The organism is Citricoccus zhacaiensis (assembly GCF_014645315.1).
Lineage (GTDB): Bacteria > Actinomycetota > Actinomycetes > Actinomycetales > Micrococcaceae > Citricoccus > Citricoccus zhacaiensis.
The window spans coordinates 259,263-282,420 of sequence record NZ_BMLQ01000006.1 but is presented as its reverse complement, the minus strand read 5'-3'; the positions used below and the strand labels follow the sequence as shown (position 1 = coordinate 282,420).

At 70.1% G+C, this 23,158-nt stretch carries 19 protein-coding genes and 1 rRNA gene; 14 read left to right on the top strand and 6 right to left on the bottom strand.

Features of this window, described 5'->3' with window-relative positions:
* The 11 genes from rrf to IEX49_RS11830 form a co-directional block, all read left to right on the top strand.
* Positions 1-102 (top strand): 5S ribosomal RNA (gene rrf, locus IEX49_RS11880); the annotation flags it as partial.
* Positions 103-241: 139 nt separating this feature from the next.
* Positions 242-1,411, top strand: a complete 1,170-nt coding sequence (locus tag IEX49_RS11875) for a tetratricopeptide repeat protein (protein WP_229672597.1) — start codon at positions 242-244, stop codon at positions 1,409-1,411.
* A gap of 3 nt (positions 1,412-1,414) precedes the next feature.
* Positions 1,415-2,323 carry an HAD-IIA family hydrolase gene (locus tag IEX49_RS11870; protein WP_188806349.1) on the top strand — a complete coding sequence of 303 codons (909 nt, stop codon included), beginning with the start codon at positions 1,415-1,417 and terminating at the stop codon, positions 2,321-2,323.
* On the top strand, positions 2,307-2,516 hold the full coding sequence (locus tag IEX49_RS11865; RefSeq protein WP_188806348.1) for a hypothetical protein: 210 nt from the start codon (positions 2,307-2,309) through the stop codon (positions 2,514-2,516). Before IEX49_RS11870 ends, IEX49_RS11865 begins: the two co-directional genes overlap by 17 nt.
* Positions 2,513-3,361 (top strand): TlyA family RNA methyltransferase, encoded by an 849-nt coding sequence (locus IEX49_RS11860; RefSeq protein WP_188806347.1) that lies wholly within the window; start codon positions 2,513-2,515, stop codon positions 3,359-3,361. Before IEX49_RS11865 ends, IEX49_RS11860 begins: the two co-directional genes overlap by 4 nt.
* 72 nt (positions 3,362-3,433) lie before the next feature.
* The gene (locus IEX49_RS11855) at positions 3,434-4,612 is read left to right on the top strand and encodes an NAD kinase (RefSeq protein ID WP_188806346.1); all 1,179 of its coding nucleotides are present in this window, start codon (positions 3,434-3,436) and stop codon (positions 4,610-4,612) included.
* Entirely contained in the window at positions 4,609-6,405 is a 1,797-nt protein-coding gene (locus tag IEX49_RS11850; RefSeq protein ID WP_188806345.1) for a DNA repair protein RecN, read from the top strand. The genes IEX49_RS11855 and IEX49_RS11850 overlap by 4 nt, the downstream gene beginning before the upstream one ends.
* Positions 6,406-6,427: 22 nt before the next feature.
* On the top strand, positions 6,428-8,152 hold the full coding sequence (gene pyrG, locus IEX49_RS11845; RefSeq protein ID WP_373286729.1) for a CTP synthase: 1,725 nt from the start codon (positions 6,428-6,430) through the stop codon (positions 8,150-8,152).
* A 32-nt stretch (positions 8,153-8,184) separates the two neighbouring features.
* Positions 8,185-8,904: an NUDIX domain-containing protein gene (locus tag IEX49_RS11840; protein WP_188806343.1), complete on the top strand. Its 720-nt coding sequence runs from the start codon at positions 8,185-8,187 to the stop codon at positions 8,902-8,904.
* Positions 8,905-8,914: 10 nt separating this feature from the next.
* The gene (xerD, locus tag IEX49_RS11835; protein ID WP_188806342.1) at positions 8,915-9,958 is read left to right on the top strand and encodes a site-specific tyrosine recombinase XerD; all 1,044 of its coding nucleotides are present in this window, start codon (positions 8,915-8,917) and stop codon (positions 9,956-9,958) included.
* Between the two features lie 184 nt (positions 9,959-10,142).
* Positions 10,143-11,063 (top strand): hypothetical protein, encoded by a 921-nt coding sequence (locus IEX49_RS11830; RefSeq protein ID WP_188806341.1) that lies wholly within the window; start codon positions 10,143-10,145, stop codon positions 11,061-11,063.
* A 100-nt stretch (positions 11,064-11,163) separates the two neighbouring features.
* On the opposite strand, the gene IEX49_RS11825 is transcribed toward IEX49_RS11830, so the two are convergent.
* Genes IEX49_RS11825 through IEX49_RS11810 form a run of 4 tightly spaced genes read right to left on the bottom strand, consistent with a single transcriptional unit; the run spans position 11,164 to position 15,555 of the window.
* Positions 11,164-12,318: a bifunctional 2-methylcitrate synthase/citrate synthase gene (locus tag IEX49_RS11825; RefSeq protein WP_188806340.1), complete on the bottom strand. Its 1,155-nt coding sequence runs from the start codon at positions 12,316-12,318 to the stop codon at positions 11,164-11,166.
* A gap of 35 nt (positions 12,319-12,353) precedes the next feature.
* Complete coding sequence (gene prpB, locus IEX49_RS11820; RefSeq protein ID WP_188806339.1) at positions 12,354-13,295, bottom strand: methylisocitrate lyase; 942 nt, start codon at positions 13,293-13,295, stop codon at positions 12,354-12,356.
* Complete coding sequence (locus tag IEX49_RS11815; protein ID WP_188806338.1) at positions 13,295-14,812, bottom strand: MmgE/PrpD family protein; 1,518 nt, start codon at positions 14,810-14,812, stop codon at positions 13,295-13,297. Before IEX49_RS11815 ends, prpB begins: the two co-directional genes overlap by 1 nt.
* Entirely contained in the window at positions 14,809-15,555 is a 747-nt protein-coding gene (locus IEX49_RS11810; protein WP_188806337.1) for a GntR family transcriptional regulator, read from the bottom strand. The genes IEX49_RS11815 and IEX49_RS11810 overlap by 4 nt, the downstream gene beginning before the upstream one ends.
* A 141-nt stretch (positions 15,556-15,696) precedes the next feature.
* Between IEX49_RS11810 and IEX49_RS11805 the strand changes: the two genes are divergently transcribed.
* A complete protein-coding gene (locus tag IEX49_RS11805; protein ID WP_188806336.1) occupies positions 15,697-17,715 on the top strand; it encodes an AMP-binding protein in 2,019 nt (672 codons plus the stop codon).
* Position 17,716: 1 nt separating this feature from the next.
* Here IEX49_RS11805 and IEX49_RS11800 read toward each other — a convergent pair whose 3' ends face one another.
* Complete coding sequence (locus IEX49_RS11800; protein WP_188806335.1) at positions 17,717-18,514, bottom strand: response regulator; 798 nt, start codon at positions 18,512-18,514, stop codon at positions 17,717-17,719.
* Positions 18,504-20,330: a sensor histidine kinase gene (locus tag IEX49_RS11795; RefSeq protein WP_188806334.1), complete on the bottom strand. Its 1,827-nt coding sequence runs from the start codon at positions 20,328-20,330 to the stop codon at positions 18,504-18,506. The genes IEX49_RS11800 and IEX49_RS11795 overlap by 11 nt, the downstream gene beginning before the upstream one ends.
* Before the next feature lie 170 nt (positions 20,331-20,500).
* On the opposite strand from IEX49_RS11795, the gene IEX49_RS11790 reads away from it, so the two are divergent.
* Together IEX49_RS11790 and IEX49_RS11785 are read left to right on the top strand one after the other, a co-directional pair.
* Positions 20,501-22,066 (top strand): cation:dicarboxylate symporter family transporter, encoded by a 1,566-nt coding sequence (locus IEX49_RS11790; protein ID WP_188806333.1) that lies wholly within the window; start codon positions 20,501-20,503, stop codon positions 22,064-22,066.
* A 217-nt stretch (positions 22,067-22,283) separates the two neighbouring features.
* Positions 22,284-23,141 carry a ParA family protein gene (locus tag IEX49_RS11785; protein ID WP_188806387.1) on the top strand — a complete coding sequence of 286 codons (858 nt, stop codon included), beginning with the start codon at positions 22,284-22,286 and terminating at the stop codon, positions 23,139-23,141.
* The last annotated feature ends 17 nt before the right edge of the window (positions 23,142-23,158 follow it).

The following is a 23,158-nucleotide window of genomic DNA, read 5'->3' as shown; positions in this document are numbered from 1 at the left end:
GTGGGGGAAACGCCCGGTCCCATTCCGAACCCGGAAGCTAAGGCCCACTGCGCCGATGGTACTGCATCCGGGAGGATGTGGGAGAGTAGGACGCCGCCGGACAACCATTGAGGGAAGGGCCCCGCACACGAGTGCGGGGCCCTTCTTGTTTAACCGGGTCGGCTACGATTGTGAAGCTGTCCGTCGGAGTACGCCATGCCGTGCTGCCGCCGTCATCAAGACCGAGGAGAGGATCATCAGGATGTCCGAGAACGAGGAGCGCTCCGGCTCGTCTGATCGTCCGCGCCGTCATGGCGGTGGACGGCCCGAGCGGGGATCCGGTTCCGGTTCCCGTGCTGGCGGTCCCCGTCGGGAGGGTCGGGAGGGCAGGCCGGAACGCGGTGGAGCCCGGCATGACCGCCGTGGCTCACGTGACGGTCGCCCGCGCGTCGAGCGCCGGGGTGCTGCCCACAACCCGGGCGACCTGCGCAGTTCCAACCGGCCGGACCGGGCCAAGTCTCCTGAGATCGATGAGGATGTCACCGGCAAGGAGCTTGACCGCGCCACCAGCCGTGAGCTGGACACCCTGGACGAACGCAACCGTCCGTGGGTGGCGCGTCACCTGGTGATGGCCGGCCGGTTGCTGGACATCGATCCGCAGTTGGCCTTCGAGCACGCCCTGGCCGCCAGCCGACGTGGCGGACGTCTCGGCTGCGTCAGGGAGGCCGTCGGGCTGACTGCCTATGGGGCTGGACAGTACGCGGAGGCGCTGCGGGAGTTCCGGACCTACCGCCGCATCACCGGGGACAACACCCACCTGCCGGAGATGGTGGACAGTGAACGTGCCCTCGGTCGGCATGACAAGGCCCTGGAACTCGCGGGGGACGTCGACCATGCGTCCCTGGAGAAGGCGATCCGGGCAGAGTTGGCCATGGTGCTCTCCGGCATTCATCGTGATCTGGGGGATATCGACACTGCTCTGGCAGTGCTGCAGATTCCTGACCTCGATCGTCGTCGCGGTTTCTCATTCAGCCCCCGTCTGTTCCGCGCCTATGCGGATGTCCTGACGGAAGCCGGCCGTGCCGAGGAGGCCAAGGCCTGGCGTCGGCAGGCCAGCGTGGCCGAGCGCGCGCTGGGCATCGGTGCCTTCGAGGATCCGGAGATCATCGACTTCGGACTGGACGATGACGGCTCTGAGGGCCGGCCCCGTGCCCGTGACCTGGTGCCCCCGGGCGCGTCTTCGGAGGGCCAGGAGGAGGGCGGTCAGGACGAGGACGGCCAGGCGGACGCCGGACAGCTGGACGAGGAGGATCTCGGGTCCATGGTGACCTCTCAGCCGGTTCAGGCCGAGGAACCGTCTCCGGAGGGGGATGAACCGCAGGAGACCGACGGTGACGTCTCCGCTGACGATCAGGGCCGCGGAGACCGCTGACCCATGACGGAAGCGGTGTTCTTCGGAGGCCATGACGCCGTCCTGTGTGACCTGGACGGCGTCGTCTACGCTGGGACCGAGGCCATCGACGGCGCCGTGCCGACCCTGCGGGAACTGGGGCGGCGCGGTGTCCCCGTCGTCTACGTGACCAACAATGCCTCGAGGTCTCCTGAATCCGTGGCCGACCACCTACGCGGTTTCGGTCTCGAGGTCACTGGGGACCAGGTCTTCGGATCTGCTGCCGCGGGGGTGGCCCTGCTGAGCCAGGAGCTATCCGGGACCGGATCGCGTCCGACGGCGGCCGGGACAGCCTCCGGTGGGCGTCCCGTCCCGGCGAAGGTCCTGGTCGTCGGCTCGGATTACCTGCGTGGCCTGGTGTCGCAGGCTGGCCACGAGGTGGTGAGGACGGCGGCCGAACACCCCGATGCTGTGATCCAGGGATTCGACCCCTCGGTGTCCTGGACAGACCTGGCGCAGGCCTCCTATGCCGTCAACGGGGGTGCCCGGTGGATCGCGACCAATACTGACCTGACCATTCCCCGTGCCGAGGGGATCGCGCCCGGCAACGGTGCCCTGATCGAGGCGGTGGCCCGGGCGACGGGGACCCGCCCGCTGGCAGCGGGCAAGCCCGAGCCGGTCCTGTTCCGCCTGGCCGCCCAGGCCGTCGGCGCCCGGCGTCCACTGGTGGTCGGCGACCGGCTGGACACGGACATCATCGGAGGCAATCGGGCTGGTTTCGACACCGCCCTCGTGCTGACCGGCGTGGATACTGAAGCCACTGCTGCGGCTGCGCCAGCGGACCACCAGCCCACGTTGATCATCCCCTCGCTGCCAACGCTCCTGGCCGAACCCGCCGTGGGAGCGACCGCCCTCCAACCCAGGAGGAGCGGCAGCCATGACCGAGTCGTCTGAACCGTTCGAGCCATCCCAACCGGCCGAGTGGACTCCGGCCAGCACCGGTGACCCGGCCGCCGACCAGATCCTGTCTGGCCTGACCGGAGCCGGGGAGCTGAGCCCCGACGAGGAGATCGCGGCGTACCGTGAGGCCCTGGACGCCTTGGCGCAACTGCTGGAGGAACAACCTCGGCTCCCTGGACTGTCATGAGCAGCCCGAGGACCACGGGCAGCGGTGACCGAACCCGCCTCGACATCGCCTTGGCGGATCGGGGCCTGGCCCGTTCCCGCAGCGAGGCGGCCGGACTCATCAGCGCGGGCGAGGTGATCGTCAACGGCGCCGTCGCCACCAAGGCGTCCCTGCGGTGCGCGCCCGATGATGTGGTGGCACTGCGCCCCCACGGACCACGGTACGTCTCCCGGGCCGGACACAAACTGGCTGGAGCGTTGGAGTTGTTCGCCGACGTCACTGCATCAGGCCGGAGGTGCCTGGACGCCGGGGCGTCCACGGGCGGGTTCACGGATGTCCTGCTCCGGGCGGGGGCCCAGCAGGTGGTCGCAGTGGATGTCGGGCATGACCAACTGGTCGAGACGCTGCGTGCCGATCACCGCGTCGACGTCCACGAGGGGTGCAACGTCCGCGACCTCACGCCGGAGCACCTCGGCGGAACGGTGGACCTGGTGGTCTCGGATCTCTCCTTCATCTCCCTGCGCCTGGTGATGTCACCGCTGGCCGGGGTGTGCCGGCCGGGCGCCGACCTGGTCCTCATGGTCAAACCGCAGTTCGAGGTCGGACGGCGAGCTCTGCCCAAGACCGGCGTCGTGCTGGATCCGGAACAGCGACGCCGGGCGGTCGCCGATGTGCTGGACACCGCTCTGGACGCAGGGCTGCGGCCCCGCGGCATCGCCCGGTCTCCGCTGCCGGGGCAGGACGGCAATGTGGAGTTCTTCCTGTGGCTCGACCACCCCGGAGGGACAGTGGAGGCGATCGCCGACGCGACGGCAACCGGCACCGGTGCCGAGTGGCTCGGCTCGCAGACGGTCGACTGGGCCTGAAGTAGCCACCCTTGTCCCCAGCCCGGCAGGTGCGGCCGGGCCCCCGGCCTGGACGTGGGTATCCTTGGGGCCATGCCCCGTTCAATCCTGGTCCTTGCCCATACCGGCCGCGAGGACGCCATCCGGGCAGCCGTCCACACCTGCGCCAAACTGCAGGAGGCCGGGCTGGTCCCGGTGCTCATGGCCCGTGACGTGACGGCGATCCGCGAGGCCGAACGGGCCGGCGTCGTGCCCCCGCTGGTGTCCGTCCCGCGGACCCTGGACGTGGACTGTTCCCTGAGCGAGATCTCCCTGGGTGTGGTCCTCGGCGGGGACGGCTCCGTGCTGCGCGCTGCGGAGCTCGTCCGTGATTCCGGCCTGCCGTTGCTCGCCGTCAACCTGGGCCACGTGGGCTTCCTGGCCGAATCCGAGCGCACCGATCTCTCCCGCACCGTCGAGGCCGTGGTGGCGCAGGACTACAGCGTCGAGGAGCGGATGGCGATCGACGTCCGGGTCTTCCAGGGGGAGGAACTCGTGGCCCGCACCTGGGCGTTGAACGAGGCCAGCGTGGAGAAGTCCAACCGTGAGCGCATGCTCGAGGTCGTGACCGCCGTGGACGGCAGCCCCATCTCCACGTACGGCTGCGACGGTGTGGTGATGGCCACGCCCACGGGGTCCACGGCGTACGCCTTCTCGGCCGGCGGCCCCGTGGTGTGGCCGGAGGTCCAGGCCATGCTCATGGTGCCCATCAGTGCCCACGCCCTGTTCGCCAAGCCCCTCGTCGTGTCCCCGGACTCGGTGCTCACCGTCGAGGTGCTGCCGCGCACCAACGAGCCGGGCGTGCTCTGGTGCGACGGCCGTCGCACGGTGGACCTGCCCCTCGGCTCCCGCGTCGAGGTCACCCGCTCACCGCAACCGGTGCGGATCGCCCGGTTGTCCCGCACGCCCTTCACCGAGAGGCTGGTGCGCAAGTTCAACCTGCCCACCAAGGGCTGGCGCGGTCCCGTCACCGAACAGGACCGCGCCGAGGCCGCTGCCCGAGAGGCCCGGACCGCGTCCCGCCGGCCCGAGGGGGACCCCACCTCCCGCGGAGTCTCCATCGTGGAACCCCATCACCTGGCCCCCCGCCCCGGAGTCGTGCCGCCGGCCACGGCCGCCCTGCCCGTGGTGTCGGCACGGGACGAGCGCCTGGGCATCGCGCGGTCGGGGATCACCCCGGACGAGGGCAGCGAGGAGCCGGACACGTACAGCGGAGGAGCCGACCAGGCATGATCGAGTACCTGTCCATCAACGGTCTGGGCGTCATCGGTGACGCGGCCGTCGAGCTGGATCCCGGCTTCACCGTGGTGACCGGCGAGACCGGCGCCGGCAAGACCATGGTCGTCACGGCCCTCAACCTCCTGCTGGGCGCCCGCGCGGATGCCGGCGCCGTCCGGCACGGGGCCTCCCGGGCCACCGTGGAGGCCGGCTTCCTGCTGGACGCCGGCCATGCCGCCGTCGGGATCGCCTCGGATGCCGGAGCCGTGCTGGACGAGGAGGCTCCGGACCGCGGACCAGGCACGGATGCTGACGCTGTGCCCGAGCCCGACGGCGGCGCACCGGCAGGAGGCCGCGGGGACGTGGCGCTCGTGGTCACCCGGTCCGTGGGGGCCGCCGGGTCCTCGGGACGTTCGCGGGCCTCGGCCGGAGGGCGCGGCGTGCCCGTGGCCCTGCTGGGCGAGCTCGGCGAACACCTCGTGGCCGTCCATGGCCAGACCGACCAGCTGAGGCTGAAGTCTCCGGCTGCCCAGCGCCATGCCCTGGACTCCTTCGCCGGGCCGGAGCTGGCCGAGACCCTGACCGCCTACCAGCGGGACTTCGAGGCCTGGAGGCGGGCGGCCGCGGAACTCGAGGAGATCACCAGCAACGAGCAGGACCGTGCCCGCGAGGCCGAGAACCTGCAGCGTTCCCTCGAGGAGATCGATGACGCCGCCGTCCGGGAGGGGGAGGACGAGGAGGTCAGGGCCCTCATCCAGCGACTGGAGAACGTCGAGGAGCTGCGCGCGGCCTCCCTGGGGGCCCACACCCACCTCGCTGGCGGGGATGCTGCCGACGCGGTGGAGATCCCGTCGGCCGAGGCCCTCATCGAGGCCGCCCGTCAGTCCCTGCTGCAGGCCCCCGGACAGGACGACGAGCTCACCGGACTGTCCCAGCGCCTGGCCGAGGTGGGGATCCTCCTGGCCGATGCCTCCGCGGACCTCGCCGGTTACGCGGCCCGCCTGGATGACGATGCCGCCTCCGACCTGGACAGTGCCCAGTCCCGGCTGGCCGAACTGACCCGACTGATGCGCCTCTACGGGCCCGAGCTCTCGGACGTGATCCGGTGGGCGGAGACCCACCGGCCACGGCTGGAGGCCCTGCAGGGGGACTCCGGGCGCATCGAGGAACTCACCGCCGAGGTCACCCGCCTCGAACAACGCGTGCTGTCCGGCGCGAGTGAGCTGACCCGGCTGAGGACGGCCGGCGCGGTCACCCTCTCCGGACTGGTCAGCGACGAACTGCACGCCCTGTCGATGCCGGACGCCACGTTCCACGCCACCGTCACCGCGGGCGGCCAGCCGGGTCCCCACGGGGCCGACGAGGTCCGACTGCTCCTCCAGCCCCATGCCGGCGCCGAACCGCGGCCCTTGGGCAAGGGCGCCTCCGGCGGTGAGCTCTCCCGCGTGATGCTGGCGCTGGAGGTGGTCCTGGCCGCCACGGACCCGGTCCCCACCTTCGTGTTCGACGAGGTCGACGCCGGTGTCGGCGGAGAGGCCGCCGTCCAGATCGGCCGGCGGCTCGCCCGGTTGGCCCGGCACGTCCAGGTCATCGTGGTCACGCACCTGCCGCAGGTGGCGGCGTTCGCGGACCGGCACCTGAAGGTCACGAAGAACTCGGACGGCGATGCCGGGTTCACCACCTCGGACGTCGCGACCCTCGAGGGTGAGGAGCGGGTGGGGGAGCTGGCCAGGATGCTGGCCGGCCGAGCCGACTCCGGGTCGGCCCGCGATCACGCCCGTGAACTCCTCGAGGCCTCGCACGCCTGAACGGGTGCTACGATCGAACTCCGTGGTGCATACATCCTCTCGATTCCAGAAAACGCCCAACGCTACCCGCCAGATCTTCGTGACCGGCGGCGTGGCCTCTTCCCTCGGAAAGGGGCTCACGGCGTCCTCCCTGGGTCATCTCCTGAGGGCACGAGGCCTCTCCGTGACCATGCAGAAACTGGATCCGTACCTGAACGTCGATCCCGGCACCATGAACCCCTTCCAGCACGGCGAGGTCTTCGTCACGGAGGACGGGGCCGAGACCGACCTGGACATCGGCCACTACGAACGGTTCCTGGACGAGGACCTCGACGGCCTGAACAACGTGACCACCGGACAGGTGTACTCGACCGTCATCGAGAAGGAACGCCGGGGTGACTACCTCGGGGACACCGTCCAGGTCATCCCGCACATCACGGATGAGATCAAGCGCCGCATGCGCCTGCCCGCCACGGAGGACGCCACCGTGGGCGGGGACCAGCAGGACCGGGCCGCCGCAGACCGTCCGGCGCCGGACGTCATCATCACGGAGATCGGCGGCACGGTCGGTGACATCGAGTCGCAGCCGTTCCTGGAGGCCGCACGGCAGGTCCGCCAGGACATCGGCCGGGACAACGTGTTCTTCGTGCACGTGTCCCTGGTGCCCTACATCGGCCCCTCCCACGAGCTGAAGACCAAGCCCACGCAGCACTCGGTGGCGGCGCTGCGCTCGATCGGCATCCAGCCGGACGCCATCGTCATCCGTTCGGACCGTGAGGTCCCGGCCGAGGTGCGGGACAAGATCGCCCGCATGTGCGACGTGGACACTGATGCGGTCATCAACTGCGCCGATGCCCCGTCCATCTACGACATCCCCAAGATCATCCACGCCCAGGGCCTCGACGCCTACGTGGTCCAGTCCCTGGACCTGAAGTTCAAGGATGTCGACTGGTCCACGTGGGACCGCCTGATCGGCGTGGTCCACCATCCGCGGCATGCGCTGGAGATCGCCCTGGTCGGCAAGTACATCGACCTGCCGGACTCCTACCTCTCCGTCACAGAGGCCCTGCGCGCCGGCGGCTTCGGCAATGACGCGACGGTCTCCATCCGCTGGGTTCCCTCGGATGACTGCCAGACCGAGGCCGGAGCACGCCAGGCCCTGGACGGTGTCGACGCCATCTGTGTCCCGGGCGGCTTCGGGGTCCGAGGGCTCGACGGCAAGATCGGCGCCCTGCGCTACGCCCGGGAGAACGGCATCCCGACCCTCGGCCTGTGCCTGGGGCTGCAGACCATGGTCATGGAGTACGCCCGCAACGTGCTGGGACTCACCCAGGCCTCCTCCACCGAGTTCGAACCGGACACCGAACACCCCGTGATCGCCACCATGGCGGAGCAGGAGCACTTCGTCTCCGGCGGCGGTGACCTCGGCGGCACCATGCGCCTGGGCTCCTATCCGGCCACCCTGCGGGAGGGCTCCACGGTCGCGCAAGCCTACGGGGCCACCGAGGTCACTGAGCGGCACCGCCACCGCTACGAGGTCAACAACGAGTACCGCGAGCGGTTGGAGGAGGCCGGGCTGATCATCTCCGGAACCTCCCCGGACGGTACGCTCGTGGAATTCGTGGAGCTGCCGGCGGACGTCCACCCGTACTACGTCTCCACCCAGGCCCATCCGGAGTTCAAGTCCCGGCCGACCCGCCCGCATCCGCTGTTCGCCGGACTCGTGGCCGCGGGACTGGACCACCGGAACTCCCGCAGGGTGAGTTGATCAGCTTGATCAGCAGGGACACCCACCACCCCATGACGCACCTGACTCCTCCACCCGCCCCGTACACCGAGCACGACGGCGGCCCGCTCGCGGACCTGCCCGCCGCGCGGCCCGCGGTCCGCACCGAGACCGCTTTCGCGGGTGCGGTGTGGGACGTCACCCGCGAGGCCTTCCTGATGGCGCCTGGCGCCGCAGCGGAGCAGGACGCGAGCGAGCCGGACGTCGATGGGGCGGACCTGTTGGTCCGGGAGTTCATCCGCCACCCCGGTGCCGTGGCCGTGGTGGCCCTGGATGATCAGGACCGGGTCCGGATGATCCGGCAGTACCGGCACCCCGTGGGCGAGGAGCTCTGGGAGATCCCCGCCGGACTGCTCGACGTCCCGGGAGAGCACCTGGTCGAGGCCGCCCGGCGGGAGCTGGCCGAGGAAGCCGACCTGCGCGCGGACCGGTGGGATGTCCTCGCGGACTTCTACACCACCCCCGGGTCCTCCTCGGAGGGCATCCGGGTGTTCCTGGCCCGGGGCCTCTCCCCGGTCCCGGCGGGGGAACGCCACGAACGCACCGGTGAGGAGGCCGGCATGCCGCTGGCCTGGGTCCCCGTGGCAGACGCCGTACAGGCCGTGCTGGCCGGCCGGTTGCGCAATCCCTCCTCCGTGGTGGGCCTCCTCGCCCTCTTCGCCCACCGGGACGGCGGCTTCGCCGACCTCCGCCCTGCGGACGCGCCCTGGCACGGCCGTCCCCTCGGCGGGTGAGTGACCAGTCATGAGTGAGCAGGTGGTGGGTGCCGGGTCCGCGGACGGTCCGCCGCGCAGCCTTTCCCGTCCGGCAGAGGCGTATCTGGACCACCTGACCGTCGAGCGGGGCATGTCTCCCCATACCCTGGCCGCCTACCGCCGGGACATGAGCCGTTACCTGGCGTGGCTGCAGGGCCAGGGAGTGGACGAACCCCGCCAGGTGGAGCGCCGGCATGTGACCGGTTTCCTCCAGGCCTTGGCCACGGGTGCCGATGGCGGGCATCCGCTCTCACCGCGGTCTGCGGCGCGGACCATCGTCGCCGTCCGCGGCATGCACCGCTTCTGGACCCTGGAACACGTCACGGAGACGGACCCGGCACAGGACGTCACCCCGCCCCGCCCCGCCCAGGAACTGCCCAAGGCGATCCGGGTGGACCAGGTGACCGCCCTCCTGGAGGCCGTGCCCACGGACACCCCGGCCGGCCTGCGGGACCGCGCCCTGCTTGAGTTTCTCTATGCCACGGGCGCCCGCATCTCCGAGGCGGTCGGGCTGGACGTGGACGACGTGGTCGGAGCCGTCCGCGGCCCCTCGGAGAGTGCCCACCTCCAGGGGAACCGCCCCGAGCCCGGGGCGGCGGGACCGGGGGAGTCCGGCACCGCCGTCGTCCGCCTATTCGGGAAAGGCTCCAAGGAGCGCATCGTCCCGCTGGGTTCCTACGCGGCCACCGCCCTGGACGCCTGGCTGGTCCGTGGACGTCCCACGCTGGCCGGCCAGTCCGGGACCGGAGGCCCCGCGCTGTTCCTCAACCAGCGCGGTGGACGGCTCTCCCGACAGTCCGCGTGGACGATCCTCAAGAAGGCCGCGGAACGGGCGCACATCGAGGGCGAGGTCTCCCCGCACACGCTGCGTCACTCGTTCGCCACCCACCTGCTGGAGGGCGGAGCGGACGTGCGCGTGGTGCAGGAGCTGCTGGGGCACGCCTCCGTCACCACCACGCAGGTCTACACCCTGGTCACGGCGGATACCCTGCGCGAGGTCTACGCCGCAGCGCACCCCCGCGCCCTCCACTAGGCCGGGGAGAGGGCATCACGATCCCACAACGTCCGGCCGGACGGTGATGACATCGATCACGGGGTGATGCTCAGATGGTGAGAGCCGGACGACGTCCCCCGGGCGGAAGACCGCCCGGCCACCACCGGACCACCACCCGCCGCAACGGTGCCGAACGGGGCACCCGGAGGCAGACGAGGGGATCATGATGATCAGCACCGCCGACCGAACCTTCCTGACAGGGCGATGCACCCCAGCAGCCGCCCGCCGTCGCCGCCTGGCGGCCGCCGTGGGGATCGGGCTCAGTGCCGGACTGGTGCTGGGCGCCTGCGGCACCGGTGACGAGCCCGCGGAATCGCCCTCCGCCACGGCCGATCCCAGCTCGACCCCGGTCGAGACCATCACGGAGACCGCGAGTCCGAGTGACACAGCGACCGCGAGCGCTACCGTCACCGAGACGGCCTCCGCCTCACCGACCGCCGGCGGGTCCGGAGAGCAGACCACGGGGCTCACCCAGAGCTACACCTCCGAGTCGGGGGTCTTCACATGGAGTTTCCCGGAGACCTGGAGCGCCAGCCAGGAGGACTACAACGAGGAGTTCCTGGACTATCTGGGCGTGCCCTACGAGGTGGTGCTCTTCCAGAATCCCGAGGGCACCGTGGAGTACCGCACGACCACGGGGGTCGCCCCCACGGACAACGACGGTCCCAAGCCGGACGTGGTGGAGGTCTTAGAAGCCGAGGAACTGCCGGACGTCCCGGAGGCCACGGGCTCCGGGCCCGTCTGGTATCGGGCCTCCCTCTACCAGGCCAGCGAGGACTGGCCGGACCCCAAGAGCTTCGAGGGCGGGGAATTCCTGTTGTCCGTGCAGGTGGTCAACGTGGCTGAGGACCTCGATCCCGAGGCGACCGATGACTCCTTCTGGTCCTCGTGGACCTATGCGCAGCCCTCGGTCCAGGGCGACGGCGAGGGGACGGCCACTTTGCTGTCCGGCAGCGTCACCCAGGACACGGCGGAGGAGGTCACCGGCCTCGAGGACGAGGAGGCCATGAGGGCGTTCCTCGACACCGAGGAGTACGGCCAGCTCCGGTCCGTGGCCACCTCCATGGAGGTCGCAGCACCCTGATCCGGATGCCGGAACACCGGCGCTGAGCAACGACCCGGGCGGGGAGGGAACGTGAGTGTTCCCTCCCCGCCCGGGTCGTCGTCGTTCGGTGCAGTCAGGTTCAGGCGCCCGGCACGTGCCGTTCGTCCGGACCGTTGTAGGCGGACAGCGGCCGGATCAGCGAATTGCTGGCGCGCTGCTCCATGATGTGCGCGGTCCACCCGGTGACGCGGGCGGCGATGAACAACGGCGTGAACAGCTCGGTGTCGAAGCCCATCAGGTGATATGTGGGGCCGGCGGGGTAGTCGAGGTTCGGCTTGATCTGCTTGGCCTCCTCCATGGCGGCCTCCAGACCGTTGTAGAGGCCCAGGATCTCGTGGCGGCCGAAGTGCTCGATCATCGCGTCGAGCGCCTTCTTCATGGTGGGCACGCGGGAGTCGCCGTGCTTGTACACGCGGTGGCCGAAGCCCATGACCTTCTTCTTCTGGGTCAGGGCGTCCTCCATCCAGGCCTTGGCACGGTCCTTGGCCTCCTCCTGGGACTCGTCCGGCCGGATGCCGATCTCGTCGAAGGTGTGCATGACGGCCTCGTTGGCGCCGCCGTGCAGCGAGCCCTTGAGCGCGCCGATGGCCCCGGTCACCGCCGAATGCAGATCGGACAGGGTGGAGGTGATGACGCGGGCGGTGAAGGTGGAGGCGTTGAAGGAATGCTCCGCGTAGAGCACCATCGAGACGCGGAACGCATCGACGACAGCCGGATCCGCCTCCTCGCCGAAGGTCATCCACAGGAAGTTCTGGGAGTAGTCCAGGTCCTCCCGGGCAGCCACCGGCTCGGTGGGACCGCCGGCGGTGCGCCGGCGCTGCTCATAGGCGACGACGGCGGGCAGCTGGGCGAACAGGGTCGTCGCCTTCTCCATCTCGGCCTCGGGGGAGGAGTCCTCCGACTTCGGGTGCTGGGCTCCCAGGATGGACACGGCGGTACGGACCGAGTCCATCGGATGGCAGTCCACCGGCAGCACGTCCAGGGCGGCCTTGACATCCGGGGACAGGGCCCGGTTGGAGCGCTCGTGGTCCCTGAAGGCAGCCAGCTGGGTGTCCGTGGGCAGCTCACCGTTCAGCAGCAGGTAGGCCACGGCCTCGAACGGCAGAGACGCGGCGAGCTCCTGCACGGGGTAGCCACGGTAGAGCAGGGAGTTGGTGTCCGGGTTGACCTTGGAGATGGCGGTGTAGTCCGCCACCACTCCGGCGAGGCCCTTCTTGATCTCAGTGTCAGTCATGGAAGTGTCCTTTCGGGACGGGATTCGGGTCGGGTTCAGGCGTCTGCGCCGGAGTCCGTCCGGGTCTCCAACCCCGGAACCGGGAAGTTGAAGACGGAGGAATCGAAGCCGTTGTAGCCCTCGTAGTCCACGAGCTCGTAGAGGCGTGCCCTGGTCAGCATCTCACCGACGGCGCCCTGCTGGGTACCCTCGGAGCGGATGGTGGACAAGGTGCGCTCCATGGCGCCGAGGGCCGAGCGCAGCAGGGTCACCGGGTAGATCACCAGGGCCACGCCGGCGGAGGCCAGCTGTTCGCGGGTGAACAGCTCGGACTTGCCGAACTCGGTCATGTTGGCCAGCACGGGCACGTCCACGGCGTTGCAGACGGCCTCGAACTCGGACAGGTCCTTCATGGCCTCCGGGAAGATGGAGTCCGCGCCGGCGTCTGCCAGGGCCTTGGCCCGGTCGATGGCGGCGTTCAGCCCGCCGGCACCGTCCACCCCACGGATATCGGTGCGGGCCATGATCAGGAAGTTCTCATCCCGGCGGGCGCTCGCGGCCGCGGCCACCCGCTGGGTGGCCGTGGCCAGGTCCACCACGGCCTTGTTGTCCAGGTGGCCGCAGCGCTTGGGGTTGACCTGGTCCTCGATGTGGCATCCGGCGAGCCCGGCGTTCTCCAGTTCCTGGATGGTCCGGGCCACGTTCATCGGCTCCCCGAAGCCGGTGTCCGCGTCCACGATCGCCGGCAGGTCCGTGACGCGCGCGATCTGCCCGGCCCGCTGGGCCACCTCCGTCAGCGTGGTCAGGCCGATGTCCGGCAGGGCCAACTCGTTGGCCAGCACCGCACCGGAGATGTACAGCCCCTGGAACCCCTGCTCCTCCACCAGTTTGCCGGAGAGGGGCGTGTAGGCCCCGGGGAATTGCACGGCGGCACCGGGCTGCAGCAGTTGCCGCAGACGGACGCGCTTCTCGGCAGCGGTCAGTGACGAATACAGCATCAGAAGAGTCCCTTCGGGGCGTCGGCCAGGTCGATGACGCCGGGGGCCGCGGTGATGTTCAGCTGGTCCAGCTCACCGGCGCCGAGGGACGCGGTGCGCTGGGCGGCGTCGAGGAAGCGCTCGATCTCCTCGCCGGACACGAGGCCCTCGGCCAGGGTGCGGAACTTGTGGATGTACTGCTCCCGGGCGAACGGGCGGGCGCCCAGCGGGTGGGCATCGGCCACGGCGATCTCGTCCGTGATGGTCTCGCCGGAGGCGGTGGTGATGACGACCCGGCCGCCGAAGGCCTTCTCCGAGATGTCCAGGGAGTGGTACCGGCGGGTCCACTCCTGGTCCTCCTCCGTGGTGACCTTGTGCCACAGCTCCACGGTGTCCGGCCGTCCGGCCCGCTCCGGGGAGTACGAGTCCACGTGGTGCCACGCGCCGTCCTGCAGGGCCACCGTGAAGATGTACGGGATGGAGTGGTCGAGGGTCTCGCGGGAGGCCTTCGGGTCATACTTCTGCGGGTCGTTCGCGCCGGAACCGATCACGTAGTGCGTGTGGTGCGAGGTGTGGATGACGATCGAGGCGACGTTGGCGGGATCGGCCAGCTCGGGATACTCGCCGTGCAGCTTGCGCGCGAGGTCGATCCAGGCCTGGGCCTGGTACTCGGCGGAGTGTTCCTTCGTGTAGGTGTCCAGGATGGCGCGCTTGGCCTCGCCGGGCGCCGGCAGGGGCACCGTGTACTTCGCGTCCGGTCCGTCCAGCATCCAGGCGATGACCCCGTCCTCGCCCTCATAGATCGGCACGGGCGAGGTCTGGCCGCGCATGGCACGGTCAGCAGATTCGACGGCCATCTTGCCGGCGAAGGCCGGGGCGTGGGCCTTCCACGTGGAGATCTCGCCCTTGCGGGACTGGCGGGTCGCCGTCGTGGTGTGCAGGCCCTGGCCGATGGCCTGGAAGATCGTCTCGGTGTCCAGGCCCAGCAGGGTCCCGATGCCGGCCGAAGCGGAGGGGCCGAGGTGGGCCACATGGTCGATCTTGTGGGCGTGCAGGCAGATGGCCTTGACCAGGTCCACCTGGAGCTCGTAGCCGGTGGCGATGCCCCGGATCAGGTCGGCGCCGCTGGCACCGCTGTGCTGGGCGACCGCCAGGATCGGCGGGATGTTGTCACCGGGGTGGGAGTACTCGGCGGCCAGGAACGTGTCATGGTAGTCCAGCTCGCGCACGGCCACGCCGTTGGCCCAGGCGGCCCATTCCGGGGAGACCTTCTCGGTGATGCCGAAGACGGAGGCTCCCTGTCCGCCGGACGTGGGCGCGTGGGTCAGGGCCTGTGCCCGGGCGGCGATGATCGGTCCGCGGTTCAGGGAGGCGACGGCTACCGAGGCGTTGTCGATGATGCGGTTGATGACCATCTCCTCCACCTCGGGGTCGATGGCCACGGTGTCGGTGGCGACCTCGGCCATCTTCCAGGCGAGCTGGTCCTGACGCTGCAGGTTTTCTTCGGAACGGTAGACGCGGACGTCGTGGTTGATCATGGGGTCCTCTCCAAGGTGGATGTGGGGTGGTCGGTGGCGGATCCGGCTGGTTCGGCCGGTCCGGTCTGGCGGCTCTGGTGGGTCTCGTGGGTCTGATGGGTCTGGGTGCCGGTGGGCTGGTGTGACTGCAGGTGAGCCAGTGCGTGGTGCAGGTGCAGGGTGGTGGTCGCGGCGGCCAGTTCGGGGTTCCGATCGGCCAGGGCCCTGGCGATGGAGGCATGCTCCGTGGCAGACGCCGCCAGCCGCGCCGGGTCATTGCGGGAGAAGCGGCGCAGCCGCGCGAGGTGAACGCGCAGGGACCTCAGGTGCTGGGCCAGATAGGCGTTGGCACAGGCAGCGTCCACGGCGGCGTCCAACTCCGTGGTCAGCCGGTAGTAGGACTCCGGATCCTCACCGCGGCGGAGCGGTTCCACGGCGGACTCGAAGCGTGCGGCCAGCTGCGCGAAGACCTCCGGGTCGGCGTGCACCGCGGCCCGGCGCGCGGCCAGCACCTCGAGCACCGTGCGCAGGTCGAAGAGGTCGTCGGCCTCGTCCAGGGAGACCTCCGTGACCACGGTCCCGCGCCCGCTGGAGGGGGCTGCCAGGCCTTCGGAGACCAGGCGTCCGATGGCCTCGCGCAGCGGCGTGCGGGACAGGCCCAGGCGGGCCGACTGCTCGACCTCGCCCAGGATCGATCCGGGAGGCAGCTGACCTTCGATGATCTCCTGCCGCAGCGTCCGGTACGCACGTTCACTGGCTCTCACAGGCTCCAGCGTATACACAAATCTCCGAATGCGGGTGATTTGGACGAGAACCGGGCCGGAATCCGCGTATTTCTCCGTTTTGGGCCAGCATTGCGTATACACAGGGTGGACGTGGCGTGACTCACGTTCTAGGTTGGTCCCATGTCCTCAACGTCTCCCCTGCGCGAGCCCAGCCAGCCCTCTGAGTCATACGAGTCCGTCTACCGCAGGTCCATCGAGGACCCTGAACGGTTCTGGCTGGAGGCGGCCGCTGCCATCGACTGGACCGAGCCGCCCACCCGGGCCCTGGATGATGCCGGGGCGCCGATCTACCGGTGGTTCCCCGGGGCCCGGTTGAACACGGCGGTGAACTGTCTGGACCGGCACGTGGCGGCTGGCCACGGCGAGCGCACCGCGATCATCTATGACTCGGCGGTGCTCGGCACCGTGGAGCACATCAGCTACGCGGACCTGACGGACCGGGTGGCCCGCTTCGCGGGAGCGCTGGTGTCCCTGGGCGTCGGCCGCGGGGACCGTGTGGTCATCTACCTGCCGATGACGCCGGAGGCGCACGTCGCCATGCTGGCCTGCGCCCGGATTGGAGCGGTGCACTCCGTGGTGTTCGGCGGATTCGCGGCCCGGGAACTGGCGGCGCGCATCGACGACGCGAAACCGACGGTGATCGTGACCTCATCCGGCGGCATCGAGCCGAACCGGCGCGTGGAGTACCTGCCCGCGGTGGCCGAGGCCGTGGCCCTGGCGCAGCACCGGGTCGGGGCCGTGGTGGCCAAGCAACGCGAGGGTTTCGAGACCCGCCTGGAAGACGTGCGGGCCAGCGTGCGGGACGGCGTACCGGCCGGCGTCGGGAATGAGGCCAGGAACGAGACCGGGAACGTAGCCGAGGCTGGAACCCGGTGGGTCGACTGGGACGAAGCCGTGGCCGAGGCCGAGCCGGCGGCGCCCGTGGACGTGGCCGCCACGGACCCGCTGTACATCCTCTACACCTCGGGGACCACCGGCTCGCCCAAGGGCGTGGTGCGGGACCACGGCGGGCATGCGGTCGCCCTGGCCTGGACCATGGCGAACATCTACGACGTCGGCCCCGGCCAGACGATGTTCACCGCCTCGGACGTCGGCTGGGTGGTGGGGCACTCCTATATCGTCTATGCGCCGCTGCTGGTCGGGGCCACCACCGTGCTCTACGAGGGCAAGCCCGTGGGGACCCCGGACGCCGGGGCGTTCTGGCGGGTGGCCGCCCAGCACGGGGTGCGCTCACTGTTCACGGCACCGACCGCCCTGCGGGCCATCCGCAAGGTGGACCCGGAGGGTGACCTGGCGCGGGAACACGACCTGTCGGCACTCCAGACCCTGTTCGCAGCGGGGGAGCGCCTGGACCCGGAGACCCAGGGGTGGATCGGTGACCTCCTGGGCGTGCCGATCGTGGACAACTGGTGGCAGACCGAGACCGGCTGGCCGATCGGCGCCAACCCGGTGGGGTTGGAGGCGCTGCCCGTCAAGACCGGTTCCTGCACCCGGCCCACTCCGGGCTACGCCGTGGAGATCCTGGACGGGAGCGGGCAACCCGTGGAGCCGGGGGTCGAGGGCAACATCTGTCTGAGGTTGCCCCTGCCGCCGGGGACCCTGACCACGTTGTGGGGCAACGACCAACGCTTCATCGACTCCTACCTCAGCGCCTTCGAGGGGTACTACGCCACGGGCGACTCGGGGCTGGTGGATGAGGAGGGCTACCTCTTCGTGATGGGCCGGACGGACGACGTCATCAACGTGGCCGGCCATCGGCTCTCCACGGGCGCCCTCGAGCAGGCGCTCGCCGCCCACCCCGCCGTGGCCGAGTGCGCGGTGATCGGATTGGCGGACCCGCTCAAGGGCCAGCGGGCCTCCGGCTACGTGGTGCTCAAATCCGGGGTGGAGGTCGAGGGCGCCGCCGGGCTGGAGGAGCTGCTGGCCGAGCTGCGCGCCACCGTCCGCACCTCGGTGGGCGCCGTGGCGGACTTCAAGCAGGTGGCGGTGGTGGACGCGTTGCCGAAGACCCGGTCCGGGAAGATCCTGCGCAAGACCATGCGGCAGATGGCCGATGGCGAGGAGTACGTGGTGCCCTCCACCATCGAGGACCGTTCCGTGCTCGACGCCCTCGCGCCCACCCTCCGCACCGGCCCGTAGGCTATCCGGGCGCGGAGCCCCGCCCGGACCAGCGGTACTCGTTCTCCGGCCGTCCCGGTGTGCCGTAGCGGGGCGAGCGGTCCACCAGTCCCTGCCGGAAGAGATGCTCCAGGTAGCGCCGTGCCGTCACCCGGGACGTCCCGACGGCGGCCCCCACCTCACCGGCGCTGCGTCCGGCCACCGGGCCGGCCTCGGCCCCGGAGGACCCGCGGCCGGACCTGCTGCTGGAGTCCGGGTCAGGTCCCTGGACCGCTGCAAGGTCGGAGCGGAGCAGATCCACGATGGCGTCGAGGGTGCCCTCGGTCAGTCCCTTGGGCAGGGCAGCCGGGCCGGTGCTGCCGTGGTGGCGGAACGCCCGGTCCACCTCCGCCTGGCTGCGGACCGACCCGGTTCCGGCGAGGCCGGTGGACAACTCACGTGCCGCCCGCAGGCGTTCGGCGAACTCCGGATAGCCGAAGGGCTTCACCAGGTACTGGACCACGCCCAGGGCCATGGCCTGGCGGATGGTGGGCACGTCGGTGGCGGCGGTCATGGCCACCACCGCCCCGGCGAATCCCGCCGATCGCATCCGGCGGAGCACCTCTAGGCCGTGTCCGTCCGGGAGGTTCATGTCCAGCAGCACCAGGTCCACGCCGAAGGAGCCGTGTTCGCGCCACTGGGTGGATAGGAACCGCACCGCGTCGGCCAGGGTGGGGGAGAGGTGCACCTGCTGGTACCCGCCGACCCGGGCCAGGTACTCCCCGTAGGTGTCTGCTGTCAGGGCCTCGTCCTCGACGACCAGCACTCGCTCACCGGTCATGGTGGCCTCCTCCAGCCATGGTGGGTGGCGGGTTGTCTGCCGTCCGCCGTGGTGGGTGGACGGCGTCTGCGGGCAGGGGCAGCTCCACGGTGAACACGGTGCCCGAATCCAGGGTCAGCTCCACATCCCCGCCCAGCGAGAGTGCCGTCTGCCGGACCAGGGCCAGGCCGATGCCCCGGCCGGCGGTGCCCGCGGGCTTGGTGGAGAAACCGAGGTCGAACACGTGTCCGCGATTCTCCGCGGAAGGGCCGGGGCCGCCGTCGGCCACCTGCAGGACGAGCCATCCGGCGTCGGCGTGGGCCTCTGCCTCCACCCAGCGGTCCTCCGCCGGCCGTGCGGGGTCCGCCGCGGCGTCGATCGCGTTGTCCACCAGGTTGCCGAGGATCGTCACGAGGTCCTGCGCGGAGAACCCGGTGGGGGAGTCCACCGCGATCCGGTAGTCCATCCGCACCCCGCGCTCGCGGGCCTGGGCGGCCTTGGCCGCCAAGAGGGCCTGCACCGCCGGTTCGCCGGTGGGATCCAGCGGGCCCGGTTGGGCGGCGCCGGCCGCCACACCCGAGGCCAACAGGTCGCGGGCCTGATCGATCCGGCCCAGTTCCACGAGGGACAGCACCGTGTGCAGCCGGTTGCCGTGCTCATGGGTCTGGGCACGCAGCGCATCGGTCAGGGACCGGATGTTCTCCAGCTCCCGGTTCATCTCCTGGACCTCCGTGCGGTCGTACAACGTCACCACCGTGCCCCCGTCGGGCCCGGCCGGGGCCTGCTGTCTCCGTCCACGCCGCCACGCAACGGGTGTCCGCAGCCGCGCCACCGGACCGGCCGGACGCGTGCGGTGCTGATTCACCACCAGGATGCGGCCGGGGACGGCGAACAGCTCGTCCCGCGCGTCCCGTCCGGACTCCAGCAGCCCGGCCAACGGGCCGGGCAGCTGAAGGTCCGCGAGCGAGACGGTCCCCGGTGTGTGGTCCGCGCGGTGGCCGAAGGGCGGAAGATGCAGCAGCTCGGCCGCGCGGTCGTTGTACAGGCTCAGCTCTCCGGTGCCGGAGACCAGCACCATTCCCTCATTGACGTTGTGCAGGGCGGTGTCCAGCACGGTGAACCGATGGGCCAGTTCCTCCGGGCCGAGACCATGGGTGGTCCGGCGGATGTAGCGGCCCAGGGCGATGGAGCCGGCCAGCCCGAGGGCGGCGACGAGTCCCATGCCCAGCAGGATGCGCGGGATCTGGGCGGTCACCGCGATGTCCAGTTCGGAGACGCGGTGGCCCACGCCGACGATGCCGACCACCTCGGCCCCGGGGGCGTCCGAGGACAGGACGGGGACCAGGGCGCGGAGGGAGAGGCCGGCGGGTCCGGTGGCCACCGTGTCGACCTGACCCCGGCCGGCCAGGACCGCCGAGAGGTCCTCCGGGTACCGGGTGCCGTTCTGGGCCGGGTCCCGGTGGGCGACCCGGGTGTAGTCGGTGCCGAAGAACGTCACCCAGTCCACCTGGGCCTGGGCGGCCAGCTCGGTGGTGAGCGGTTGGAGCGCTGTGCTGGGGTCGGCGGCCCTGAAGCCGTCGCGGATCCGTTCCTCGTCGGCGATCAGGCGCGCCGTGGAGAGCACATTGGCCCGCTCCAACCCATAGACGGTCCGCTGGGTCTGCTGATAACTGAAGGCCACCAGGGCGACGGTGAGGATCAGCAGCGCGGCCAGGTGGGCCGTCGCCAGGCGGCGGGCGATGCTCCACGGACGCCGGGAGGGTCTGGACGCGTCGCGGCGGGCGCGCAGACGCCGCTCGTCCACCCCGTCTCCCATCGTCGATCCCACTGTTCTCACCACCGTGAATCCTCGCTCTGGTCCGTCGAGGTGATGTCTCGCCGGCTCCCGGATGTGGTCTGCGCCATGAACTTTATGACCGCAAGGGTGATGTGACACACGTCCCACGGTGATGATCGTCCCAACGAAGAGACCGTGCGTCACCGGCCCCCACTGTAGAGGACACCTCCATGACGAACCCATCCGACCAGGCCGCCACGCGGCACGCCCCCGCCGGCCCGCCGGCGTCGGGTCCCGCAGAAGACCGGGCGCCGGCCACGACGGCGAAGAAGAAGGACCGCACCCACTGGCTGTACATCATGGTGATCGCCTCGGTGATCCTGGGGGCCGCCGTCGGACTCCTGTTCCCGGAGTTCGGCCAGTCCCTCAAGCCGCTGGGCGACGGCTTCGTCTCGCTCATCAAGATGATGATCGGCCCGGTCATCTTCTGCACCATCGTGCTCGGCATCGGCTCCATCGCGAAGGCCGCCACCGTGGGCAAGGTGGGCGGCCTGGCGCTGCTGTACTTCATGGCCATGTCCACCTTCGCCCTGGGCCTCGGCCTCGTGGTCGGCAACCTCGTCCACCCGGGTGAGGGCCTCGCACTGACCCCCTACGATCCCGACGCCGCCCAGGCGGACCTGGATCCGACCGTCGCGTTCCTGCTGGACATCATCCCCGGGTCGGTGCCGGTGCTGCCGGTGTTGTTCGTCGCCTTGCTGGTGGGCTTCGCCCTCCAGGGGATGGGGGAGTCCGGAAAGCCGCTGCTCAAGGGTCTCACCCTGATCCAGGGCGTCGTGTTCCGCATCCTGATGATGATCATGTGGATCGCCCCGGTGGGCGCCTTCGGTGCCATCGCCGCCGTCGTGGGTTCCACCGGTTGGTCCGCTATCGGTGCCATGGCCCTGCTGATGGGCGCCTTCTATGCCACCTGCATCGTGTTCATCGTGGTGGTGCTCGGTACCCTGCTCCGTCTCGTCACCGGCGTGAGCATCTTCAAGCTGATGAAGTACCTGGGCCGCGAGTACCTGCTCATCTTCGCGACCTCCTCCTCTGAATCCGCCCTGCCGCGCCTGATCGCCAAGATGGAGCACGCCGGCGTGCACAAGTCCGTGGTGGGTGTCACCGTGCCCACCGGGTATTCCTTCAACCTGGACGGCACAGCCATCTACCTGACCATGGCCGCCCTGTTCGTCTCCAACGCCATGGGCCTGGAGATGAGCCTCGGCGAGCAGATCGGCCTGCTGGTGTTCATGATCATCGCCTCCAAGGGCGCCGCCGGTGTCACCGGAGCCGGCCTGGCCACCCTGGCCGCGGGGCTCCAGGCACACCAGCCGCAGCTGCTCGGCGGCATGGGCGTGATCGTGGGCATCGACAAGTTCATGTCCGAGGCCCGCGCCCTGACCAACTTCACCGGCAACGCCGTGGCCACCATGCTCATCGGCAAGTGGGTAGGGGAGTTCGACCGGGTCAAGGCTGACAACGTGCTCTCCGGGCGGGACGCGTTCGACGAGGAGATGGTGGCCGGGCATGGCTTGGGCGACTACTCCGACAATCGTCCGGCCGATCGTTCTGCCGATCGTTCCGCTGATCGTTCCTCGGAACGGGGGGAGCCGGGCGCCGGTCAGGGCTCACCCGAGTCCGCGTCCCAGGATCGACGCTTCGACCCCCGCGAGTCGCCGACAGTGGCCGAGCAGGCCTTCGAGGGACACCCGGAGTCCAGCCTCAACGTGGTGGGTTCGGTCCCGCAGCGCTGAGACCCTGAGACATATCACCTTCAGTCTGCGGTTGAACGTCAAGGCTCGCCGCGACGAGAGGGGAATTTTCCGGGCGGACGCCGATCCGGACTAGGGTGTATCCATGCCGCAGCAGCTGACGTTGTTCAACGTGGGCGACCTCACAGCACGGCGGACACATGGACCTACGGCAGGAGACGGCAGCATCGTGAACCAGGAAGAGCCCACGCCAGTCCTCATGATCACCGGTGACCCGGTCATCGGACCCACGGGACGGCCCAAGCACGAATTCCCGGAGCCGGTGCAGCTGGAATCCCACGGTCCAGCGAGGGTGATCTCCATGGTCAACCAGAAGGGCGGGGTCGGCAAGACGACCTCCACCATCAACCTCGGAGCCGCCTTGGCCAGCTACGGCCGGCGGGTGCTCATGGTCGATTTCGACCCCCAGGGGGCCCTCTCCGCCGGCCTCGGCGTCAGCCCCCACGAACTCGACACCACCGTCTACAACGTCATGATGGAACGGTCCGTCACCGCCCGGGATGCCATCGTGGAGACCGAGTTCGAGGGGATCGACCTCCTGCCGGCCAACATCGATCTCTCGGCGGCGGAGGTCCAGCTCGTCAACGAGGTCGCCCGGGAACAAGTCCTGGAGCGGTCGCTGCGCCAGGTCCGGGACGACTATGACGTCATCCTCGTGGACTGCCAGCCGTCCCTGGGCCTGCTGACCGTCAATGCCCTGACCGCATCCCACGGCGTGATCATCCCGCTGACCGCCGAATTCTTCGCCCTGCGCGCCGTCGCGCTGCTCGTGGAGACGATCGAGAAGATCCAGGACCGCATCAACCCGGACCTGGAGATCGACGGCGTGCTGGCCACCATGTTCGATGCCCGGACACTGCACTCGAAGGAGGTCGTCAGCCGCCTCGTCGAGGCCTTCGGCGACCGGGTCTTCGAGACCGTGATCAAGCGCTCCATCAAGTTCGCCGATGCCACCGTGGCCGCCGAACCCATGACCACGTTCGCCCAGACCCATGAGGGTGCCAAGGCCTACCGCACGCTGGCCCGCGAGCTGATCTGGCGCGGCGGGGCGCCGTGACCCCAGGCGCCGGGGTA